At 66.8% G+C, this 20,123-nt stretch carries 19 protein-coding genes; 14 read left to right on the top strand and 5 right to left on the bottom strand.

Annotated elements, in window-relative coordinates; translation table 11 throughout:
- Positions 1–31: 31 nt before the first annotated feature.
- Positions 32–1,048: an NADP-dependent oxidoreductase gene (locus tag B7G54_RS20080; protein WP_085040664.1), complete on the top strand. Its 1,017-nt coding sequence runs from the start codon at positions 32–34 to the stop codon at positions 1,046–1,048.
- A 207-nt stretch (positions 1,049–1,255) separates the two neighbouring features.
- The gene (locus B7G54_RS20075) at positions 1,256–1,774 is read left to right on the top strand and encodes a thioesterase (RefSeq protein ID WP_085040663.1); all 519 of its coding nucleotides are present in this window, start codon (positions 1,256–1,258) and stop codon (positions 1,772–1,774) included.
- Between the two features lie 43 nt (positions 1,775–1,817).
- Here the strand turns inward: B7G54_RS20075 and B7G54_RS20070 are convergent, their stop codons facing one another.
- The 4 genes from B7G54_RS20070 to B7G54_RS20055 all read right to left on the bottom strand — a co-directional run bounded on the left by B7G54_RS20070 (position 1,818) and on the right by B7G54_RS20055 (position 6,293).
- Entirely contained in the window at positions 1,818–2,870 is a 1,053-nt protein-coding gene (locus B7G54_RS20070) for an AI-2E family transporter (protein ID WP_085040662.1), read from the bottom strand.
- 236 nt (positions 2,871–3,106) lie between these two features.
- Positions 3,107–3,691, bottom strand: coding sequence for a BPSL1445 family SYLF domain-containing lipoprotein (locus tag B7G54_RS20065; RefSeq protein WP_085040661.1), 585 nt, complete (start codon positions 3,689–3,691; stop codon positions 3,107–3,109).
- Positions 3,692–3,755: 64 nt separating this feature from the next.
- A complete protein-coding gene (locus B7G54_RS20060; protein ID WP_069750125.1) occupies positions 3,756–4,142 on the bottom strand; it encodes an ElaB/YgaM/YqjD family protein in 387 nt (128 codons plus the stop codon).
- Positions 4,143–4,427: 285 nt separating this feature from the next.
- Positions 4,428–6,293, bottom strand: a complete 1,866-nt coding sequence (locus B7G54_RS20055) for an ExeM/NucH family extracellular endonuclease (protein WP_085040660.1) — start codon at positions 6,291–6,293, stop codon at positions 4,428–4,430.
- Between the two features lie 202 nt (positions 6,294–6,495).
- Between B7G54_RS20055 and B7G54_RS20050 the strand changes: the two genes are divergently transcribed.
- The 8 genes from B7G54_RS20050 to B7G54_RS20015 all read left to right on the top strand — a co-directional run bounded on the left by B7G54_RS20050 (position 6,496) and on the right by B7G54_RS20015 (position 13,510).
- The gene (locus tag B7G54_RS20050) at positions 6,496–6,849 is read left to right on the top strand and encodes a YciI family protein (RefSeq protein ID WP_085040659.1); all 354 of its coding nucleotides are present in this window, start codon (positions 6,496–6,498) and stop codon (positions 6,847–6,849) included.
- Positions 6,850–6,974: 125 nt separating this feature from the next.
- A complete protein-coding gene (locus B7G54_RS20045; protein WP_085040658.1) occupies positions 6,975–7,394 on the top strand; it encodes a YciI family protein in 420 nt (139 codons plus the stop codon).
- A gap of 38 nt (positions 7,395–7,432) precedes the next feature.
- Positions 7,433–7,849 carry a VOC family protein gene (locus B7G54_RS20040; RefSeq protein ID WP_085040657.1) on the top strand — a complete coding sequence of 139 codons (417 nt, stop codon included), beginning with the start codon at positions 7,433–7,435 and terminating at the stop codon, positions 7,847–7,849.
- Entirely contained in the window at positions 7,846–9,114 is a 1,269-nt protein-coding gene (locus B7G54_RS20035; protein WP_085040656.1) for an RNA polymerase sigma factor, read from the top strand. The genes B7G54_RS20040 and B7G54_RS20035 overlap by 4 nt, the downstream gene beginning before the upstream one ends.
- A 224-nt stretch (positions 9,115–9,338) precedes the next feature.
- Positions 9,339–9,761: a rubrerythrin family protein gene (locus B7G54_RS20030; RefSeq protein ID WP_085040796.1), complete on the top strand. Its 423-nt coding sequence runs from the start codon at positions 9,339–9,341 to the stop codon at positions 9,759–9,761.
- Between the two features lie 119 nt (positions 9,762–9,880).
- Positions 9,881–11,218, top strand: a complete 1,338-nt coding sequence (locus B7G54_RS20025) for a heterodisulfide reductase-related iron-sulfur binding cluster (protein ID WP_085040795.1) — start codon at positions 9,881–9,883, stop codon at positions 11,216–11,218.
- Between the two features lie 31 nt (positions 11,219–11,249).
- Positions 11,250–11,831, top strand: coding sequence for a DUF3501 family protein (locus B7G54_RS20020; RefSeq protein WP_085040655.1), 582 nt, complete (start codon positions 11,250–11,252; stop codon positions 11,829–11,831).
- A 734-nt stretch (positions 11,832–12,565) separates the two neighbouring features.
- Positions 12,566–13,510, top strand: a complete 945-nt coding sequence (locus tag B7G54_RS20015; RefSeq protein ID WP_085040654.1) for a transposase — start codon at positions 12,566–12,568, stop codon at positions 13,508–13,510.
- A 122-nt stretch (positions 13,511–13,632) separates the two neighbouring features.
- On the opposite strand, the gene B7G54_RS20010 is transcribed toward B7G54_RS20015, so the two are convergent.
- On the bottom strand, positions 13,633–15,159 hold the full coding sequence (locus B7G54_RS20010; RefSeq protein ID WP_085040653.1) for a mannose-1-phosphate guanylyltransferase/mannose-6-phosphate isomerase: 1,527 nt from the start codon (positions 15,157–15,159) through the stop codon (positions 13,633–13,635).
- Between the two features lie 428 nt (positions 15,160–15,587).
- On the opposite strand from B7G54_RS20010, the gene B7G54_RS20005 reads away from it, so the two are divergent.
- The 4 genes from B7G54_RS20005 to B7G54_RS19990 all read left to right on the top strand — a co-directional run bounded on the left by B7G54_RS20005 (position 15,588) and on the right by B7G54_RS19990 (position 20,093).
- On the top strand, positions 15,588–16,961 hold the full coding sequence (locus B7G54_RS20005) for an undecaprenyl-phosphate glucose phosphotransferase (RefSeq protein WP_085040794.1): 1,374 nt from the start codon (positions 15,588–15,590) through the stop codon (positions 16,959–16,961).
- A 73-nt stretch (positions 16,962–17,034) separates the two neighbouring features.
- Positions 17,035–18,447: a UDP-glucose dehydrogenase family protein gene (locus tag B7G54_RS20000; protein ID WP_085040652.1), complete on the top strand. Its 1,413-nt coding sequence runs from the start codon at positions 17,035–17,037 to the stop codon at positions 18,445–18,447.
- Positions 18,448–18,477: 30 nt separating this feature from the next.
- Positions 18,478–18,921, top strand: a complete 444-nt coding sequence (locus B7G54_RS19995) for a low molecular weight protein-tyrosine-phosphatase (protein ID WP_059583036.1) — start codon at positions 18,478–18,480, stop codon at positions 18,919–18,921.
- Positions 18,915–20,093 carry a polysaccharide biosynthesis/export family protein gene (locus B7G54_RS19990; RefSeq protein WP_085040651.1) on the top strand — a complete coding sequence of 393 codons (1,179 nt, stop codon included), beginning with the start codon at positions 18,915–18,917 and terminating at the stop codon, positions 20,091–20,093. The genes B7G54_RS19995 and B7G54_RS19990 overlap by 7 nt, the downstream gene beginning before the upstream one ends.
- Positions 20,094–20,123 lie beyond the last annotated feature (30 nt).

The following is a 20,123-nucleotide window of genomic DNA, read 5'->3' as shown; positions in this document are numbered from 1 at the left end:
TCCCGAACCACAACGACCGGAGGAGAACATCGTGTCCACACCCGTGAACCGCCAACTGCTGCTGAAGACACGCCCGGAAGGGCGGGTCGGCCGCGAACACTTTTCGCTCGTCGAGACGCCGGTGCCGGCGCTCGCGGACGGCGAGGTGCTCGTGCGCGTGTTGTACCTGTCGATGGACCCGACCAACCGCGTGTGGATGAGCGACGTGCCGCAGTACCTGCCGCCCGTCGCGATCGGCGAGGTGATGCGTGCGCTCGGCATCGGGCGCGTGGTGGCGTCGCGCCACGCAGGGTTCGCGGAAGGCGATCTCGTGCAGGGGCTCGTCGGCTGGCAGGATTACGCAGTCGTGCCGGCCGACCAGGCCGCGCAGCTCGTGAAGCTGCCCGCGCAGTCGGGCCTGCCGCTGCCGACGCTGCTCGGTGCGTGCGGGATGAGCGGACTGACCGCGTACTACGGGCTGACCGATATCGCGCCGGTGCAGCCGGGCGAGACGCTCGTGGTATCGGCGGCGGCCGGCTCGGTCGGCTCGATCGCCGGGCAGATCGGCAAGATCCACGGCGCGCGCGTGGTGGGTATCGCGGGTGGCGCGGACAAGTGCCGCTACCTGACCGAGACGCTCGGCTTCGACGCGGCCGTCGACTACAAGGCCGACGATTTCCGTCAGCAACTGAAGGCCGCGACGCCGGACGGCGTGCACGTGAACTTCGAGAACGTCGGTGGCGAGGTGATGCGCGCGGTGCTGTCGCGGATGGTGATCGGCGGGCGTGTCGCGCTGTGCGGCGTGATTTCGAACTACAACAGCGGGCGCGCGGCGGACGACGTCGGCGTGCTGATCTCGAAGCGGCTGACGATGCGCGGCTTCCTGATCCTCGACTATCGCAAGAGCCGCGAGGCCGTGCAGACGCTCGCGGGCTGGCTGCGCGATGGCCGGCTCAAGGCCGAGGAGACGGTTGCGGACGGTCTCGAGAATGCGCCCGATGTGCTGAACCGCCTGTTCGACGGCGACCATCGCGGCAAGCTCGTGCTGCGCGTCGATCCGGGCGCGTGACCGGCCCGCGGCACGGCGTGCGATGTCGTTCGTACGCGGCCGCGACGGGGTGTCGAACGCGGTGCGTTCGATCAACCGGGCCTTAGTTTCGGACTTGTCCCATATATTGTCCGGACGTCTCTCCCTAAAGTGATTGCCAGCAGACAGGCGGTGTGACCGACGCGTCACGCCGCCTTTTTTCTGGGCACGCGGCAGAGGAGAGGGAACATGCGAAACGACGCGAAACGGGCGGCATCGGCAACGGCAGTGCGCTATCGAACGTCATGGTGCGATGGAGCCGTGCGGAGGATGGTTCTCGGGCTGGGAGTCGCGCTGGCGATGTCGAATGCGATGGCTGCCGGACAAACCACGTCGGGCGGCATCGTCCGGTTCACCGGCGCGCTCGTCGATCTCTACGACGTGACGCTCGATGCGCGAGCGGGCGTGGTGGTCGAAGGACGAGAGGTAGCGAGCGGCGGTGCGGCGGCCACGCTGCGGTTCGATGCGCATGGCCGGCGTCTGCCGGGTGCCCATGTGGCGCTGGTCAGGCCCGACGGTGCGCCGTTCGCACCGGATGCCGCATCGGGTGTGCGTGCAACGTGGCGCGATGCGAATGAGGATCGAAGTGTGCCGCTGGTGTCGGGCCATGCCTATCGCGTGGGCCCGTATGGCGGCGTGATGACGGTGGCGGCGGATGAAGAAACGGGCGCCGTGGCGCCCGTCGTGATCCGCATTCGTCATCCGTGACGGCGCGTGGCCGCTGGTGCGCGGCACGTAGCCACGCGGCGCGTCATTCGGCCTGTTCGGAACGTGCGTAGATGTCCCAGCTCGCCATGAACAGCGCGGCGACGAGCGGCCCGATCACGAATCCGGTGATGCCGAACAGCGCCATCCCGCCGAGCGTCGAGATCAGCACGACCCAGTCGGGCATCTTCGTGTCCTTGCCGACGAGGATCGGGCGCAGCAGGTTGTCGACGAGGCCGATCACGCCGACGCAGAACGCGACGAGGATCGCGCATTTCCAGAACGCGCCGATCATCAGGAAGTAGAGCGCGGCAGGCACCCATACGAGGCTCGCGCCGATCGCGGGCAGCAGCGACAGGAATGCCATCAGCGCGCCCCACAGCACGACACCTTCGATTCCGAGGATCCAGAAGATCAGGCCGCCGAGCGCGCCCTGCACGAGTGCGACCGCGATGTTGCCCTTCACCGTCGCGCGCACGACCGTCGTGAATTTTGCCAGCAGCAGGTTCTTGTGCTCGTCGTCGAGCGGCAATGCGCGGCGCACGCGGCGGCCGATCTCGCCGCCGTCGCGCAGCAGGAAGAACACCATGTACAGCATCACGCCGAAGCTCACGACGAACTGGAACGTGTTCTGGCCGATGCTGAGCGCCTGGGTGGCCGCGAGCTGGCTGATCTGCGCGGCGCCATCGGTCAGTTTCTTCTGGATGCCCGGGAGGTTGGTCAGCCCGTATTTCTGCAGCAGGTGCTGGATCGACGACGGCAGCGCGTGGATGATGTCCTGGAAGTATTGCGAATAGTTCGGCTGCGCGGTCTTGATTTCCTGGTACACGTACGCGATTTCCTGCACGAGCGTCGCGGCGACGAAGACGAGCGGCAGGATCACGATCAGGACGATCAGCGACAGCGTCACGAGCGCGGCCAGGTTGCGCCGCTTGCCGAAGCGCGCGGCGAGCCACCGCTGCACGGGCTGGAACAGGATCGCGAGAATGGTGCCCCAGAACACGGCTCCGGAAAACGGCGCGAGGATCCAGCAGAGTCCGACGGTGACCGCGGCCAGCAGGAAATAGAAGAATTTTTGGTGATCGTGTCCGCTTTCCATGGATGGCGTTCGCGCAGATTGATGCTTGGTTTGATTGAATTGCGTTGCCCGGGGCGCGATCGGCTCGCGATCGTCACGGGATCGCGGCGGCGCGCGGCGTGGGGCGGCCCGAACGGGAGTATGCCCGCAAAGGCCCTGCCATCATAGCCGCTGCGCGCGGCACATGCGAAAACGCCGCGGCCGGGGCCGCGGCGCTGCCGGGAAGCAAACGCGGCGCAACGCCGCGTGCCGCATCGTCAGATATTGAGCTTCGTGACCTTGGTGCCGTTCACCGACAGGTCGCCCATCAGGCCCGCGTTGGTCAGGACCAGCACCTCGACCGGTGCGGTGGCCGTGTTGGAATCGACCGCGCCGTTCGCGCCGACCTTCACGACCGCGACCGAGGCGTCGGCGCCCGCGGCCCAGCCTTCGGACTTGCGGAACGAATCGAGCGCATCCTGCGTCATGAACAGGAACACGATCGCCTTCGACTGCGCGCCTGCCTGCAGGCCGACCGACAGCGACGACGTGTTGTAGTAGCCAACCGTGCTGCCGCCGACGCGCAGCGCGCCGTTGCCGGACTGGCCGCCGACGATGAAGCCGGCCTGCAGCACGTTCGGGAACACGAGCACGCCGCGCGATTTCGCGACGAGTTCACGCGAACCCGGCACCGTCGAATAGAGGCGCGACAGCGTCGCGTTGACGCTGGCGTCGATCGACTGGCGCTTCGACGCGCTGGCCGATGCGCTCTCCGGTTTGTCGGGAGTGGTCGTACAGCCGGCGAGCGCGAGGCTGCCGAGCAGGACGGCGGCGGCGGCTTTCATGGCAAGGGTTTTCTGCATGGCGTTTCTCCTTCGTTGTCTGATTGAGGACGGACGGTGCGGGCAGCGGGGCGGCCGGCTCCGGTCAACGGCGGGCAAGGAGCAGGCCCGCAACGAACGCGAGGCCGGCGACGACGCCGGCGGTTTGCCACGGGTTGTCGTGCACGGCCTGCGACACGCGTTCGGCCGAATCGCGCAGCCGGGCGGCCGCGCTGCCCGACGCATGGTCGAGCGCGCTGCGCGCTTCATCGAGCCTGGATTGCACGCGCTTGCGCAGCGCGGCGATATCGCCGTCGCCGTCGTTTTTCAGCAGATCTTCGAGTTCGTCGACCAGCCCGCGCAGATCGTCGGTGACGTCGGCATGCAGGTCGCGGGCGGCCGAGCGCGTCGTGCGGCCCACGCGCCGGCCCGTGCGACGAATGTCGGACAGGCCGCGGTCCAGCTTGTGTTCGATCGAGTCGGTGAGCGCCATGGTGTTTATCCTCCTTCGATTCAAGGCAAATTTGAAGATAAGACGAATCCCAGCAACTTGTGTGATTCACTTGGCCCGATTTTGTTTCGAGACAAATTTTCAATTCGTCGGCAGGATCGCCTCGAAGCCCCGCCACACGGGGCGGTAGGGCGGTTGAAAAAAATTCGCATTCCGGGCGAAGCGGCCTACCGGGCTGCGGTATGCGGTGAAGGCACGGTAAATATGGCGTCGCCAGGGCCGCCAGGTAAATAGTGCCGTTGCACGCCTTGTGCAGATGCAAATGCACTAGTCGATACCGTGTCGACGAGCACGGTTCGTGCCCGGGGCAGCCAGCGTGCCGCTGTCGCCAAGCGCGACGTCGATCACGACGGGATCGTGGTCCGATGAGCGGTACGCGTCGGGTGCGTAATAGGACGACCGTTGCACGGACGTTTTGTAATCGGGCACGGGTTGCAGGGCAACCGGTTCGTCGGCGTTGATGTGCCAGACGTGCACGGCCTTCACGCGTGCGGCGAGCGCCGGCGTGGCGAGCGCGTGGTCGAGGCTGCCCGCTTCGCCGCGAAATACGTAGCTGTACGCAGCATCGCCGACGACGCGGGCCACCAGGTTCGCGTAACCGCGCGATTCGAGCGCGCGAACCGGGTCTTCCTTCGCGTAGCTGTTCAGGTCGCCGATCAGCAGCACGCCGTCGGCCGCGGTGCCGGTCGGCGACGTGGCGAGCCAGTCGGCGACGCGCGCGGCGGCCCGTGTGCGCGTTGCATTCCAGCAACCCTGGCCGTCCGACTGGTCGCGATCGGCGCCGGTCGCATGCGGGCAACGCTTCGATTTCAGGTGATTGACCGCGACCGTGAAGGCGCGTGTGCCGCCGATGCGCCGGAATGTCTGCGCGAGCGGCGGACGATGCCGGCCGCCGAGCGCGACGGTCGCCGCGCGCCCGATCGGCTCGATCGCGCGGCTGTTGTACAGCAGCGCGACCGCGATCGTATCGCGCCCGAGCCGCCCGGTGCCGGGATCGACCGCGTGCCAGCCGTCGCCCAGTTGCGCGGCGAGGCGCCGCACGGCGCTCGCGTCGCCGTGGCCGTTGTTCGCGATTTCCATCAGCCCGATCACGTCGGCATGCAGCGCACGCAACGCCGCGACGATCTTCGCTTCCTGCCGCGCGAACGCGGCGGGTGTTTTCGCGCCACGGTTGGCCGGGGCATCGAATCCGCCGCCATGCCCGTCGCCGTTGAAATAGTTGAATACGTTGAACGATACGATGCGCACGTCCGCGTCGGAATGCCGGGCCGGCGCATCGGTACGCGGGTTCGTGGCGGCATCGAACACCGGCGCCGCGCCGGCAACCGGCTGCAGCCGCCACGCGCCGTAGCGCAGTTCGAGCACGCCTTCGACCCCGCGCACCGTGTAGCCCGCGCGCAGCGTGTTGGCGGCACTCAGCGCGGGTGGCGGATAGCGCACGGCCGCGGGATCGCGGCGGTTCGAGCCGTCGTCGAGCACGATGCGGTTGCGTGCGTTGGCTGCCGCGAGCGCGGCAGCCTCGGACGGCGGTGCGACGTGAGTCGGGATGCGCAGCCGGCCGTTGCTGAGGACGACGCTCCCGTAGCGGCCGAGTTCGTGGGTATCGCTGACCGTCAGCGTTTGCGGCAGGCGCACCCGCATGCCTTCAAGCGAGGCCAGCACGGATAGCGTGGCGACCGGCAGCGTGAGCGTCGCCGGTGTGACCGTCTGCCCGCGTGCGCAGACGGTCATGCCGCCCGACAGCGTGAATTGCGTCCGGCCGTATCGCTCGTCGACGCGGCCCGTGAGATGTACGAGATCGCCGGCCTTCGCGTGCGCGTTCGGCGCATACACGAACACGCCTTCCGGGACGCCCGGCCGGTGCCGTCGCTGCGCGTCGGCCTGCTGGACGAAGAAGCCGCCGAGGCCGTCGGCGCCGCCGAACGCCGCGGTAACGACCGCCTCGATCGAGGTCGTTTGCCCGGCCAGCGGCGACGGGCCGCCGGCGCCGCGGAGGTCGGCAATCGGCGTGGTTGCGCCGTTGCAGCCGGCGCTGACCGGCGGCGCGGCCGCAGCCGGCCGGCCGCAGACGGCGAACAGGGTGGCGAGGGCGATGAACGATGCAACGGCAAGCGGCGGAAGCAGGCGTGACATGGGTGGTCCACAGGAAGAAAATCCGACGGTTCTGGCAGGCATCTTGACGGCAAAATGTCAGGAAGCGGCCGAAATGGCCGTCCGGCCAGTGCCGATTGGCCGACGATGCAAGCCGCACGGCGGCTGCTACGCTGTTGCATCGGTCGGCGCATCCCGATCGCGCAGCGAACGCTGCCGCGCCTCGTTCCCACAGGAGAGATCCATGTCTTACATGCTGTTGATTGTCGAGCCGACCGACCAGCGCGCCGAACGCACGCTCGACGAAGGTCAGGCGCTGTACGCGCGGATGGTCGATTTCGCCGAGACGCTGAAGGCGCGCGGCGTGCTGCGCGGCGTCGAGTCGCTGGAGCGCTCCGAGCGCGGGACGCGCGTGCAGGTGCGCGACGGCGAGACGCGCCTGCTCGACGGCCCGTTCGCGGAGGCGAAGGAGATGGTTGGCGGCTTCTTCCTCGTCGACGTCGGCACGCGCGAGGAAGCGATCGAGATCGCACGCCAGTGCCCGGCCGCGCAATGGTGCACGGTCGAGGTGCGGGCGGTCGGCCCGTGCTTCCTGTGAATGCCGCGACTCGGTATTTACCCTGATTTGTCGCGGAATAGGTCGATCCGGCAGTCTTCCGGCCGTCGTCCGGATAAGGCGCCGATGAACGGGTGCTGCCTTCCACCGACGACAAGGAGTGAACGATGCGATTCATGATCATGATCCGGGCGAACGCCGTCAGCGAGTCCGACGCGTTGCCGGACAACCGGCTGGTCGAGGCCATGACCGTCTATCACGAGGAACTGGCCAGGGCCGGCGTGCTGCTCGACGCGAACGGGCTGCGGCCGAGCGCGCGCGGCTGGCGCGTGCGCTACACGGGCGGCAAGGGCACGGTGATCGACGGCCCGTTCGCCGAAACGAAGGAACTGATCGCCGGCTACACGCTGATCCAGGTGCGTTCACGCGACGAAGCGCTCGAATGGACGCGCCGGTTCCCCGCGCCGTTCGGCGCCGAGATGGATTGCGAGATCGAGGTGAGGCCGCTGTTCGAGCTTGACGACCTCACGCCGAGCGACGCGGTCGAGCGGTTCCGCGAACTCCACGTCGGCCGCACCAGCGCCTGAATATTCACCTGAATCCAACCTCACCGGGAGCACCCGACATGCACAAGATGGTCTTCATCAACCTGCCCGTGGCCGACCTGCCGCGCTCCAAGGCGTTCTACCAGGCGCTCGGCTTCGAGGTCGTGCCGGCCTATACCAACGACCAGGCCGCCTGCATCAAGATCAGCGACACGATCTTCGCGATGCTGCTCGTGCGGCCGTTTTTCCAGACGTTTACCGGCAAGACCATCATCGATCCGGCAACGCAGGTGCAGGCCCTGTCGTGCCTGTCGTGCGAAAGCCGCGCCGAGGTCGACGCGATCGTCGCGAAGGCGCTGGCGGCCGGCGGCTCCGCGCCGCAAGCGCCGCGCGAGTACCCGAACATGTACGGCCACGGATTCGACGATCCGGACGGCCATGCATGGGAGCTGATGGCCATGCCGCTGGATGCATCCGCCGAGGGGCAGGTGTCGTGACGCGTGAGGCGACTCACCGTGCGATCGAAGCGGTCTGGCGGATCGAGGCGCCCAAGATCATCGCGCGCGCCGCGCGCGTGGTGCGGGACGTCGGCGTGGCCGAGGAGTTGGCGCAGGACACGCTCGTCGCGGCACTCGAGCATTGGCCCGTCGACGGCGTGCCCGACAACCCGGCCGCATGGCTGATGACGGCCGTGAAGCGTCGCGCGCTCGACCGTGTCCGGCAGGAGTCGCTCCACGCGGCGAAGCGCGACCAGCTCGGCCACGAGATGGACGCGCTCGAAGCGCATGTCGTCCCCGACATCGCGGAGGCGCTCGCCGACGCGAGCGACGACGACATCGGCGATGACCTGCTGCGGCTGATTTTCACGTCGTGCCACCCGGTGCTGTCGACCGATGCGCGCGTGGCGCTCACGCTGCGGCTGCTCGGCGGGCTGACGACGGGCGAGATCGCGCGCGCGTTCCTGACACCCGAGCCGACGGTCGCGCAGCGGATCGTGCGCGCCAAGCGCACGCTCGCGGCGGCACACGTGCCGTTCGAGGTGCCGGCCGCCGATGCGCGGCCCGCGCGGCTCGCGTCGGTGCTCGAAGTGATCTATCTCGTGTTCAACGAAGGCCATGCGGCGACGTCGGGCGACGACTGGACGCGCCCGGCGCTGTGCGACGAGGCGTTGCGGCTCGGCCGCGTGCTGGCCGGGCTGGCGCCGGACGAGAGCGAGGTGCTCGGGCTCGTCGCGCTGATGGAGCTGCAGGCGTCGCGCATGCATGCGCGCACCGACGCGCAGGGCCGCCCGGTGCTGCTGCTCGACCAGGATCGCAGCCGCTGGGATCCGTTGCTGATCCGGCGCGGCCTCGCGGCGCTCGAACGCGCGACGAAGCTCGGCGGCGTACGCGGGCCGTATGCGCTGCAGGCTGCGCTGGCCGCCTGCCATGCACGCGCGCGGCATGCATCGGATACCGACTGGGCGCAGATCGTTGCGCTGTATGACGCGCTCGCCGAAGTCGCACCGTCGCCCGTCGTCGAGCTGAATCGCGCGGTGGCGGTCGGGATGGCGTTCGGGCCGGCCGCGGCGCTCGAACTCGTTGACGCGTTGCGCGACGATCCCGCGCTCGCGCGCTATCACTGGCTGCCGAGCGTGCGCGGCGACTTGCTGGCGAAGCTTGGCCGCGCCGATGAAGCCAAGGCCGAATTCCGTCGCGCGGCGGAACTGACGCGCAACGAGCGCGAACGCGAATTGCTGCTCAGGCGCGCGACGGACGCGTGACGCACACGGCACGCGCGAGCGCGGCGCACCGTGCGCCGGCCGCTCCCGGCAGCGTATGCTCGGCCGGGCACTATCGCCCGGATTGAAAAAGCCTATTGGGGGATGCGAACGCGAGCGCCTAGATTGAAGTGCACGATGCGCGCACCCCGGCGAGCGCATCGTTCCCCACATACCTGATCGGCCTGGCTTCGCACGCGGCCGCGCCGATTCGAACGGAGGCGCAAATGGCTCAACTCAAGGGCAGCAAAACCGAAGAGAACCTGAAGGCCGCATTCGCGGGCGAATCGCAGGCGAACCGGCGTTATCTGTATTTCGCTTCGAAGGCTGACGTCGAAGGTCAGAACGACGTCGCCGCGCTGTTCCGCTCGACCGCAGAAGGCGAAACCGGCCATGCGCACGGCCATCTCGAATACCTGGAGGCCGTCGGCGATCCGGCAACGGGCTTGCCGTTCGGTCCGTCGCGGCTGAATCTCGAATCGGCGATCGCCGGCGAAACGCACGAATACACCGACATGTATCCGGGCATGGCGAAGACGGCGCGCGACGAGGGCTTCGACGAAATCGCGAACTGGTTCGAGACGCTCGCGAAGGCTGAACGCAGCCACGCGAACCGCTATACGAAGGCGCTGGACAGTCTCGTCGACTGACGGGCCGCCGCGGGCCGCACGGCAGGCCGTGCGACCGGCAAGCGGCCGGCTGTTCGTTCATCGCCGCCCGTATCGCGCGGGCGGCGCTGGCGCGCATGCGCGCCACGCTGGAGCGCCCCATGCCTCACAAGGAAGGCAGTCTCGAAGCCCCGACCCGGCATCCGCTCGACTGGCAGTCCGATGCGTTCTACGACCAGGCCGCGATCGATGCGGAAATGACGCGCGTGTTCGACATCTGCGCCGGGTGCCGGCGCTGCGTGTCGTTGTGCGGCGCGTTTCCGACGCTGTTCGACCTGGTCGACGACACGCCGATGGGCGATATCGAGGAAGTGCCGAAGGCAGCGTTCGGCAAGGTCGTCGACCAGTGCTACCTCTGCGACCTCTGCTACATGACGAAATGCCCGTACGTGCCGCCGCATGCATGGAACGTCGACTTCCCGCACCTGATGCTGCGCGGCAAGGCCGCGCGCTACAAGCGCGGCGAAGCGACGCTGCGCGACAAGGTGCTGTCGAACACCGACGCGCTCGGCCATTTCGCCGGCATTCCGATCGTCACGCAGGCGGTGAATGCGGTGAACCGTACGCCGCCCGCGCGCCATGCGCTCGAAGCGACGCTCGGCGTCGATCGCCATGCGTGGCTGCCGGAATTCGCGCCGCGCAAGTTCCGGCGCACGGCGAAGCCTTCGGACGGCCTGCCCGTGCGCGACGGCGAACGCACGCCCGGCAAGGTCGCGATCTACGCGACCTGCTACGTGAATTTCAACGAGCCGGGCATCGGTCACGACCTGCTCGCGATCCTCGCGCACAACGACATCCCGTACGAGCTCGTCACGCGCGAAGCCTGCTGCGGGATGCCGCTGCTCGAGCAGGGCAATCTCGCCGGCGTGGCCGCGAAGAAGGACGTGAACCTGCCCGTGCTCGAACGCTATGCACGCGAAGGCTATGCGCTGATCGGCGCGATCCCGAGCTGCGTGCTGATGTACAAGAGCGAGCTGCCGCTGATGTTCCCCGGCGACGAAGCGGTGCGCGCGGTAGCCGACGCATTCTGGGATCCGTTCGAGTACGTGATTGCGCGGCATCGCGACGGGCTGCTGAAGACCGATTTCAAGACGGGCCTCGGCACCGTGTCGTATCACGTGCCGTGCCACGCGCGCGTGCAGAACATCGGCCGCAAGACGGCCGACGCGCTGTCGCTCGTGCCCGATACGCGCGTGAATGTCGTCGAGCGCTGCTCGGGCCATGCGGGCACGTTTGGCGTAAAGAAGGAGTTTCATGCGGACGCGATGCGGATCGGCGGGCCCGTGTTCAAGGCGATGGCCGAGCCGCAGCCGGATTTCGTGTCGTCGGACTGCGCGCTGGCCGGCCATCACATCGTGCAGGGCATCGACGACAAGGGGCTGCCGTCCGCGCCGCTCGCGCATCCGCTCACGCTGCTGCGCCGCGCGTACGGCATCTGAGCCGCCGCCGCCCGACCCACGAGGACATCCCATGACGCTGACCCGCGACTCCCTGCTGACACTCGAAGCGTACGCGAAGATCCGCAAGGCCGAACACGCGCGGCTCGTCGCGTACAAGCGCCGCCGCGCGGTAGCGCTCGGCAACCACCTGCGCTTCCTGTTCGAAGACGAGACGACGATCCGCTATCAGATCCAGGAGATGCTGCACATCGAGAAGATCTTCGACCAGGCGGGCATCGAGGGAGAGCTGGAAGCGTACCTGCCGCTCGTGCCCGACGGCACGAACCTGAAGGCAACGATGCAGATCGAGTATGAGCACGAGATCGAACGGCGCGCGGCGCTCGCGCGGCTGATCGGTATCGAGGATCGCGTGTACCTGCAGGTCGACGGGCATGCGAGCGTCTACGCGATCGCCGACGAGGATCTCGATCGCGACAACGCGGAGAAGACGTCGGCCGTGCACTTCGTACGCTTCGAGCTCGGCGCGCCGATGCGCACGGCGCTCAAGGGCGGGGCGGCGCTGTCGATCGGCTGCGATCACCCGGCCTACACGATGCCCGCGCAGCGCGTGGACGCGGACGTGGCCGCATCGCTGGCCGGCGATCTGCACTGACACGTCCGCTGCACGTCCAGCACACCGCAGCACGCCGGTTTCCATTTTTCCGTTCCGACCCGAAACGGGATTTCCGCACGCGATGCGGCGCCGTCGCCCGCCTGCCGCCGCGAAGATGTAACAGACGTCACGAGGTTGCATGCGGCGAAAAATGTGCGCCGTGCGTCACCGTGCTTTCATCACTCGCAGAGAAACAATAAAAAGATTGTGCACGGAGATAATTAAAATCGGCCGAATTTGAATGATTTACCGATTCGTGAATATCTTGTTACGCTTTTTTCCCTGATTTACCGATGCCGGGCAGCAATGCACGGGATTGTTGCCGGCAGGGGTCGGATCAGCGCGGAAATGCCCATAAAAAGGCATTCTTCATACGCTCCAGAGCCCCGCCAGGCGGGCCTTTGCAGCGGCGGGCATAAAGATCGCGCAAAAAAATTCATGCGTAAATACATTACCCGCCCTTGGCAGGTTGTTTCAGTGCGTAACATTAAGTCATTGTCATATTGAGATAAACCCTAGGGATGGTATGCTTCGTGCACAAAAATTCCCACATTGGAGTGAGACCGTGATTTGTGCGTCATTGCCGGGAATGGCGGCACCGTGAAAGTGCGGTGTCGCGCCGGCATGCACAACACCGGATAACCATAATGTGCAACCTGGCCGCCCCGCGACGCGATGTGTCGCGAAGGCGCCGCCAATCGCAGCCCCGGCCTGGCTGCGTGGAGAGATCTACTATGTTCTTCGATGAGCTTAACGATGAAGAGTGGTTTCGTCTTTCAACGCTGATCGCCGATGAACCCATCCGGCTGAACCGTCGTGGGCGTCCACGCGCGGAACCGCGTGTCGTTGCCAACGCGGTGCTCTGGATCCTGACGACCGGTGAAGCCTGGTCGAAGCTGCCCGGCCGCTATCCGTCCGGGCCGACGTGCCGTCGCCGCTACGAGGAATGGCTGGCGTCCGGCACGCTGCTGCAGATGATCGACGTGCTGACCCAGTTCAGCGGGCGTACGTTCGCGTATATCCCGCCGCCGCCGGTGCCGGTCGTGCCTGCGCGTCGTGCCGAGCCCGTGCCCGACAACGATCGCTTGCGCGGCGTGTTCTGGCAAAACCCCGAGTCGTGGCAATTGCCGGTCGCGCACGCAAACGTTTGGGGTGGCGAGGGCGCGTCGCAGACGGCCATGCCGGACGACGCGGAAGTCGTCCGGCAGGCCGATGTGTCGTTCGTCGTGCCGGGTGCGCCGGCGGTGGAGTTGCGCCATGCGCGTGCGTCGTCGGCGAGCTTCGCCGCGGCCGAACCGCAAGTCGACGAATATCGCGGCTATACGATCTGCGGCATCGCGCAGCCCGTGCAGAACCTGATGTATCGCGCATGGGCCGAGATTTCGCAGGACGACCGGCGCGTCGAGCGCTCGGGCCTCATCGGCCCGCGCTTCACCGATGCCGAGGAAGCCGAGCAGTTCGCGCTCGACTGGGCGCGCCAGTGGATCGATCGCCATGGCGCGAGCGACGAGCCGGCGCGCGAGCCGCAAGGCGAAGTGCTGGCCGGCCTGTCCGCGCTCGCGCGGGCGGAGTCGGACATCAAGCGCTTCATCACCGAGCGTCACGCGGGCGCGCTGTCCGAAAGCCGCAACGATCCGGTGCAGCCGGAGCGTCGCGAATACGTGTACCGCGTAGGCTGATCGCGGTATTGACGACACGCGCGGGCCGTCGTGTGCCACGACGCCTGCGCGGAAGTCCCGTCATTCCATGCCTGCCTGGTCCGGGGCGCCGCTGTCGAAGCGGCGCCCCGGGGCGCATTGCATTACTGCCGGCCGTAGGTATCGTCGAAGCGGACGATGTCGTCCTCGCCGAGATACGCGCCCGACTGCACTTCGATCAGCTCGAGCGGCATCTTGCCCGGGTTCTCCAGGCGGTGCGACACGCCGAGCGGGATGTACGTCGATTCGTTTTCGGACAGCAGGAACGTTTCGTCGCCGCGCGTGATGCGCGCGGTGCCGCGCACGACGATCCAGTGTTCGGCACGGTGGTGGTGCATCTGCAGCGACAGTCGCGCACCCGGCTTCACGACGATGCGTTTCACCTGGAAGCGTTCGCCCATGTCGACCGAGTCGTAGTGGCCCCACGGGCGATGCACCTTGCGGTGATCGGCAGCTTCCGCGCCGCGTTGCGCCTTGATGCGCCCGACGATTTTCTTCACGTCCTGCACGCGCGACTTGTCCGCGACGAGCACGGCGTCGGGGGTTTCGACGACGACCAGGTTCTGCGTGCCGACGCAGGCGACGAGCCGGCTTTCCGAATGCGCGAACGTCGATTCCGCGCCTTCGAGCAGCACGTGGCCGCGGCCGACGTTCCCGGCTTCGTCCTTCGGCGAGATCTGCCAGATCGCGTCCCACGAGCCGACGTCCGACCAGCCCGCGTCGAGCGGCACGACGACGCTCTCGCACAGTTGCGGCAGGCTCGCGAGCGGCTCCATCACCGCGTAGTCGATCGAGTTCGACGGCGACGCGGCGAATGCATCGCGATCGACGCGGAAGAAATCGCCATCGGCCTTGCCCTGGGCGACGGCCTGTTCGCAGGCCGCGTAGATCGCGGGTTCGAGCTGGCGGATCGCCTTCAGCCAGACCGACGCGCGAACGATGAAGATGCCGCTGTTCCACCAGTATTCGCCCGATGCGACGTACTGCTGAGCGAGTTCGAGATGCGGCTTCTCGACGAAACGGTCGAGGCGGCGCACGTCGAGGCTGCCCGTCGCGGCGTCGCCGAGCGGCGCGCCGACGCGGATGTAGCCGTAGCCGGTTTCAGCGTGCTTGGGCACGATGCCCATCGTCGCGATCTTGCCTTGCATCGCGCAGTGCACGCCGGCCGCGACGGCGGCGTGAAAGCGCGGCAGGTCGGCGACCGCATGGTCGGCCGGCATGACGGTCATCACCGCGTCATTGCCGCCGGCGACGAGGCGCAGCGCGGCGAGCGTCAGCGCGGGCGCGGTGTCGCGGCCGATCGGCTCGAGCATGATCGACGCAGCTTTGCCGGTCAGGCGCAGCTGTTCCGCGGTGGTGAAGCGGTGATCCTCGCCGCATACGATCAGCACGTCGTCGTTCAGCGGATGGTCGGCCGTCAGGCCGTCGAGGCGCAGCGCGGTCGACTGCAGCAGCGAATGTTCGTCGAGCAGCCCGATCAGCTGTTTCGGAAAACGTTCGCGCGACATCGGCCACAGGCGCGTGCCGGAACCGCCGGCGAGAATCACCGGTTGCACGGCGACGCGCGTGCCGGCGGCGGGGGCGGCGGAAGAAGAATGGCGCGTTTCGGCAGCCACGGCCGGAGCATTCATGAGGACACTCTCCACGGTTGAAGTCAGTGCCTGTCGTTGTAGCATGAAGTAAATCGACAATAAAACCGGGCCCATTGGTTGATATTCGCCAGGCCCGCATCAGGAAGAATTTTCCGCGCTAGCATCCGGTGCAAATAAAAAAATAAAAAATAAATCCGGGAATCGGCTGGTCTTGACCGCCCGCAAAGGGTGAGCGGAAATCGTAAAGCTTCCGGAAAATTCCAGATTCCTGAACATTTCGGGAAATCATGCCGAATTAAATCAAAAACTTCGCGGCAAGAATTTCCGATTATTTTTCGAAATACTTGTGCGCTTGAGGAGGAATTTTCTTGTCGCTTCAATAGCGTCATGCAACGTTTGAATCGAATGTGCGGCAAGGGTCGCACAAGGAGCTGTTCGGCAAACGCCTGTTCAAAGAGGAAGCAGACATGTTGAGCGTGCTGGCGAGAGTCATCGATATCGCGATGGTCGTGACGGGGGCGCTGATCGCCGCCGCGCTGCACGGTGGCAGCATCTGGCTCAACGACCTGCAGCGCACGATGATGCTGTTCGATTGCCTGCTCGTCGTCGTGTGTTTTCCCGCCTTCGGCATTTACCAGTCATGGCGCGGCAAGCGTCTCGTCGGGCTGGTGGGGCGCGTCGCGTTCGCGTGGCTCGTGGTCGAGCTCGCGGGCATCCTGCTGAGTTTCAGCTTTCATCAGTCGGGTGACCTGTCGCGGCTGTGGCTCGGTTACTGGGCGGTCGTGACGATGGCGCTGCTCGCGGGCTCGAAGGCGTGCGTGCATGTCGTGCTGCGGCAACTGCGCCGCGGCGGCTACAACCTGAAGGCGGTGGCGATCGTCGGCGGCACGCCGGCGGCGCGGCGGCTGATCGCGCAGATGCGGGCGCGGCCGGAAGCCGGTTTCAACCCGGTGTGCGTGTACGACGAAACCGAAGCGCCGGGCGAAGTGGCGCTCGACGACGTGCGCATCGAGCGGCAGTTCGAATCGCTGGTGTGGCTGGTGCGCAGCCGCGCGATCAGCGAGCTGTGGCTCACGCTGCCGATCACGGAAGAGCGCCGGATTCACCAGATCGTGACGGTGTTCCGCCACGACTTCGTGAATATCCGCTTCATCCCGGACGTGCGCACGCTGTCGTTCTTCAACCAGGAAGTGGTCGAGGTGCTCGGCGTGCCGGCGATCAACCTCGCGGCGTCGCCGATCACCGACGTGCGGATCCTGCCGAAGTTCGTGTTCGACCGGCTGTTCGCGCTGGCCGCGCTCACGGCGCTCGCGCCGGTGATGGTGCTGATCGCTGCCCTGATCAAGCTGACGTCGCGCGGGCCGGTGTTCTTCCGCCAGAAGCGCAAGGGGATCGACGGGCACGAGTTCGAGATCTACAAGTTTCGCTCGATGAAGGTGCACCAGGAAGTGGCCGGGCAGGTGACGCAGGCCACGAAGAACGACACGCGCGTGACGCCGGTCGGCCGGTTCCTGCGCCGTACGAGCCTCGACGAGCTGCCGCAGTTCATCAACGTGCTGAAGGGCGAGATGTCGGTCGTCGGCCCGCGCCCGCATGCGCTCGCGCACGACGACATCTACAAGGATCTGGTCAAGGGCTACATGTTCCGCTACCGGATCAAGCCGGGCATCACCGGGTGGGCTCAGATCAACGGCTTTCGCGGCGAGACCGACCAGATCGAGAAGATGATGGGACGCGTGAAGCTCGATCTGTACTACATGCAGAACTGGTCGTTCTGGCTCGACATCAAGATCGTCGTGCTGACGCTCTGGAAAGGCTTCACCGGCAGCAACGCGTACTGAGTACCGAGATCGCGCCACGCAGGCATTCCGGTTTTACGAATTTCGAATCATTGGTCAAGAGGTCCGACACATCATGAATCTGACTATCATCGGCAGCGGTTACGTAGGTCTTGTCACCGGCGCATGTCTCGCCGACATCGGGCACGACGTGTTCTGTCTCGACGTCGACCAGGCAAAGATCGACATCCTGAACAACGGCGGCGTGCCGATCCATGAGCCGGGCCTCAAGGAGGTCATCGCGCGCAACCGCTCGGCCGGCCGCCTGCGTTTCTCGACCGATATCGAGGCCGCGGTCGCGCACGGCGACGTGCAGTTCATCGCGGTCGGCACGCCGCCCGACGAGGACGGCTCGGCCGACCTGCAGTACGTGCTCGCGGCGGCGCGCAACATCGGCCGCTACATGACGGGCTTCAAGGTGATCGTCGACAAGTCGACGGTGCCGGTCGGCACGGCCGAGCGCGTGCGCGCGGCGGTGGCGGAAGAGCTCGCGAAGCGCGGCGGCGACCAGATGTTCTCGGTCGTGTCGAATCCGGAATTCCTGAAGGAAGGCGCGGCGGTCGACGATTTCACGCGGCCGGACCGCATCGTGATCGGCTGCGACGACGACGTGCCGGGCGAGCGTGCCCGCGAGCTGATGAAGAAGCTCTACGCGCCGTTCAACCGCAACCACGAACGCACGCTGTACATGGACGTGCGCTCGGCCGAGTTCACGAAATACGCGGCGAACGCGATGCTCGCGACCCGCATCTCGTTCATGAACGAGCTGGCGAACCTCGCCGACCGCTTCGGCGCGGACATCGAGGCCGTGCGCCGCGGGATCGGCTCCGATCCGCGCATCGGCTATCACTTCCTGTATGCCGGCTGCGGCTACGGCGGCTCGTGCTTCCCGAAGGACGTCGAAGCGCTGATCCGCACGGCCGACGAGCACGGGCAGGCGCTGCAGATCCTGAAGGCCGTATCGTCGGTCAACGCGACGCAAAAGCGCGTGCTCGCCGACAAGATCGTCGCGCGCTTCGGTGAAGACCTGACCGGCCGCACGTTCGCCATCTGGGGCCTCGCGTTCAAGCCGAACACCGACGACATGCGCGAAGCGCCGAGCCGCGAGCTGATCGCCGAATTGCTGTCGCGCGGGGCGCGCATCGCCGCGTACGACCCGGTCGCGCAGCAGGAAGCGCGTCGGGTGATCGCGCTCGATCTCGCCGATCACCCGAGCTGGCTTGAGCGCCTGACCTTCGTCGACGACGAGGCGCAGGCCGCACGCGATGCCGATGCCCTCGTGATCGTCACCGAGTGGAAGGCATTCAAGAGCCCCGACTTCGTCGCGCTCGGCCGCCTGTGGAAAGCACCGGTGATCTTCGACGGCCGCAACCTGTACGAGCCGGAGACGATGAGCGAGCAGGGCATCGAATACCACCCGATCGGCCGGCCGGGCTCGCGCCAGGCCGTCGCCGCCCGTGTGCCGGGCACCGCGCCCGCGAGCGCGTAACCCGTTTCCCGTCACTCGTTAAGAGACGCCATGTTCCGGAACATCCTGATCGTCTGCCACGCGAACGTGTGCCGCAGCCCGGCAGCGGAAATGCTGTTCAAGTCGCACGCCGCGTCGCGCGGCGGCCCGCGCCCGACGTTCCACTCGGCCGGCGTGCATGCGAACGACGGCGACGGCATCGATCCGGTGATGCGGCAGTTGCTCGCCGAGCGGGGCGTCGATGCGACGACCCACCGCTCGCGGCGGCTGTCGCGCCGGATCGTGCGCGACGCCGACCTGATTCTCGTCAGCGAGCGCGGACAGATCGCGGCCGTCGAATCGGTCGATCCGTTCGCGCGCGGCAAGGTCCACCTGCTCGGCAAGTGGGAAGGGGCCGAGATTGCCGATCCGCACGGCGGCCCCGAGGCCGATTACCGCGAGAGCTACTCACTGATCGAACGTCTGGTTCAAGGATGGCTACAGAAACTATGCTGAAACGCCCGATGCGCCCGGTGGCGCTTGCCGTCGCGCTGACGACTTTCCTGTCAGCCTGTGCAACCGCTCCCGGCAACTACCTCGACTCGTCGAACCTGAAGGACGAAGGCCGGCAGCAAGCGGCCGAAACCTATCCGGTTCATTACATCGACGCCAAAGTGGTGATGGACCAGCTGCAGAAGGCGCAGGTCGACCATCCGCTGCCGCCGGGACGTTATACCGATCCGTCGGAATACGTGTACCGCGTCGGCCCTCAGGACATCCTCGGCGTCACCGTGTGGGACCACCCCGAGCTGACGACGCCGCAGGGCCAGTCGTTCTCGAGCGGCGGCAACACGACGCAGACGGTCGCGGGTGCGTTGCAGCAGCCGTATACGACCGCGCTGCCCGGCCAGGCCGATCCGTACGGCCAGACGGTGGCCTCGGACGGCACGATCTTCTTCCCGTTCGTCGGCCGCATCAAGGTGGCCGGCAAGACGGTCGCGCAGATCCGCGAGCAGATGGCCACCACGCTGTCGCGCTACGTGAAGAATCCGCAGCTCGACGTGCGCGTGCTGTCGTTCCGCAGCCAGAAGGTGCAGGTGACCGGCGAGGTGAAGCAGCCGGGCCCGCTCGCGGTGAGCGACGTGCCGCTGACGCTCGTCGACGCGATCTCGCGCTCGGGCGGCTCGACCAACGAGGCCGACCTGCAGCGCGTGCGCCTGACGCGCGACGGCAAGCTCTACACGCTCGACGCGAACGGCGTGCTCGATCGCGGCGAAGTGAAGCAGAACGTGATGCTGCAGCCGGGCGACATCGTCAACGTGCCGGACCGCAGCGACAGCCGCGTGTTCATCATGGGCGAGGTCAAGACGCCGGTCACGGTGCCGATGCTCAAGGGCAGGCTGACCATCGCCGACGCGCTGACCGCGGGCGGCGGCATCCTCGACACCGACGCGAACCCGCGCAAGATCTACGTGATGCGCGGCATGCGCGACAACCCGACGAAGCCTGAAGTGTTCCGTCTCGACATGACGCAGCCCGATGCGCTGATGCTGTCGAGCCGCTTCCCGCTTCAGCCGCTCGACGTCGTCTACGTCAGCACGGCCAGCTCGGTGCAGTTCAACCGTGTGCTGCAGCAGGTGCTGCCGACGATCCAGACGATCTTCTACATGCGGCAAATCACGCGCTGATAGCCCGCCGGGGCGGCGCCTCCGCCCCGG

The sequence above is a fragment of the Burkholderia puraquae genome, from assembly GCF_002099195.1.
Taxonomy (GTDB): domain Bacteria; phylum Pseudomonadota; class Gammaproteobacteria; order Burkholderiales; family Burkholderiaceae; genus Burkholderia; species Burkholderia puraquae.
This window is presented reverse-complemented; position numbering and strand designations above follow the sequence as displayed.

Excerpts from the sequence above, each read along its gene's own strand:
- B7G54_RS20075 (WP_085040663.1), top strand. The coding sequence starts at position 1,256 with ATGCGAAACGACGCGAAACGGGCGGCATCGGCAACGGCAGTGCGCTAT.
- B7G54_RS20070 (WP_085040662.1), bottom strand. The coding sequence starts at position 2,870 with ATGGAAAGCGGACACGATCACCAAAAATTCTTCTATTTCCTGCTGGCC.
- B7G54_RS20040 (WP_085040657.1), top strand. The coding sequence starts at position 7,433 with ATGCACAAGATGGTCTTCATCAACCTGCCCGTGGCCGACCTGCCGCGC.
- B7G54_RS20025 (WP_085040795.1), top strand. The coding sequence starts at position 9,881 with ATGCCTCACAAGGAAGGCAGTCTCGAAGCCCCGACCCGGCATCCGCTC.
- B7G54_RS20020 (WP_085040655.1), top strand. The coding sequence starts at position 11,250 with ATGACGCTGACCCGCGACTCCCTGCTGACACTCGAAGCGTACGCGAAG.
- B7G54_RS19995 (WP_059583036.1), top strand. The coding sequence starts at position 18,478 with ATGTTCCGGAACATCCTGATCGTCTGCCACGCGAACGTGTGCCGCAGC.
- B7G54_RS20050 (WP_085040659.1), top strand. The coding sequence starts at position 6,496 with ATGTCTTACATGCTGTTGATTGTCGAGCCGACCGACCAGCGCGCCGAA.
- B7G54_RS19990 (WP_085040651.1), top strand. The coding sequence starts at position 18,915 with ATGCTGAAACGCCCGATGCGCCCGGTGGCGCTTGCCGTCGCGCTGACG.
- B7G54_RS20005 (WP_085040794.1), top strand. The coding sequence starts at position 15,588 with ATGTTGAGCGTGCTGGCGAGAGTCATCGATATCGCGATGGTCGTGACG.
- B7G54_RS20015 (WP_085040654.1), top strand. The coding sequence starts at position 12,566 with ATGTTCTTCGATGAGCTTAACGATGAAGAGTGGTTTCGTCTTTCAACG.
- B7G54_RS20055 (WP_085040660.1), bottom strand. The coding sequence starts at position 6,293 with ATGTCACGCCTGCTTCCGCCGCTTGCCGTTGCATCGTTCATCGCCCTC.
- B7G54_RS20000 (WP_085040652.1), top strand. The coding sequence starts at position 17,035 with ATGAATCTGACTATCATCGGCAGCGGTTACGTAGGTCTTGTCACCGGC.
- B7G54_RS20030 (WP_085040796.1), top strand. The coding sequence starts at position 9,339 with ATGGCTCAACTCAAGGGCAGCAAAACCGAAGAGAACCTGAAGGCCGCA.
- B7G54_RS20065 (WP_085040661.1), bottom strand. The coding sequence starts at position 3,691 with ATGCAGAAAACCCTTGCCATGAAAGCCGCCGCCGCCGTCCTGCTCGGC.
- B7G54_RS20060 (WP_069750125.1), bottom strand. The coding sequence starts at position 4,142 with ATGGCGCTCACCGACTCGATCGAACACAAGCTGGACCGCGGCCTGTCC.
- B7G54_RS20045 (WP_085040658.1), top strand. The coding sequence starts at position 6,975 with ATGCGATTCATGATCATGATCCGGGCGAACGCCGTCAGCGAGTCCGAC.
- B7G54_RS20010 (WP_085040653.1), bottom strand. The coding sequence starts at position 15,159 with ATGAATGCTCCGGCCGTGGCTGCCGAAACGCGCCATTCTTCTTCCGCC.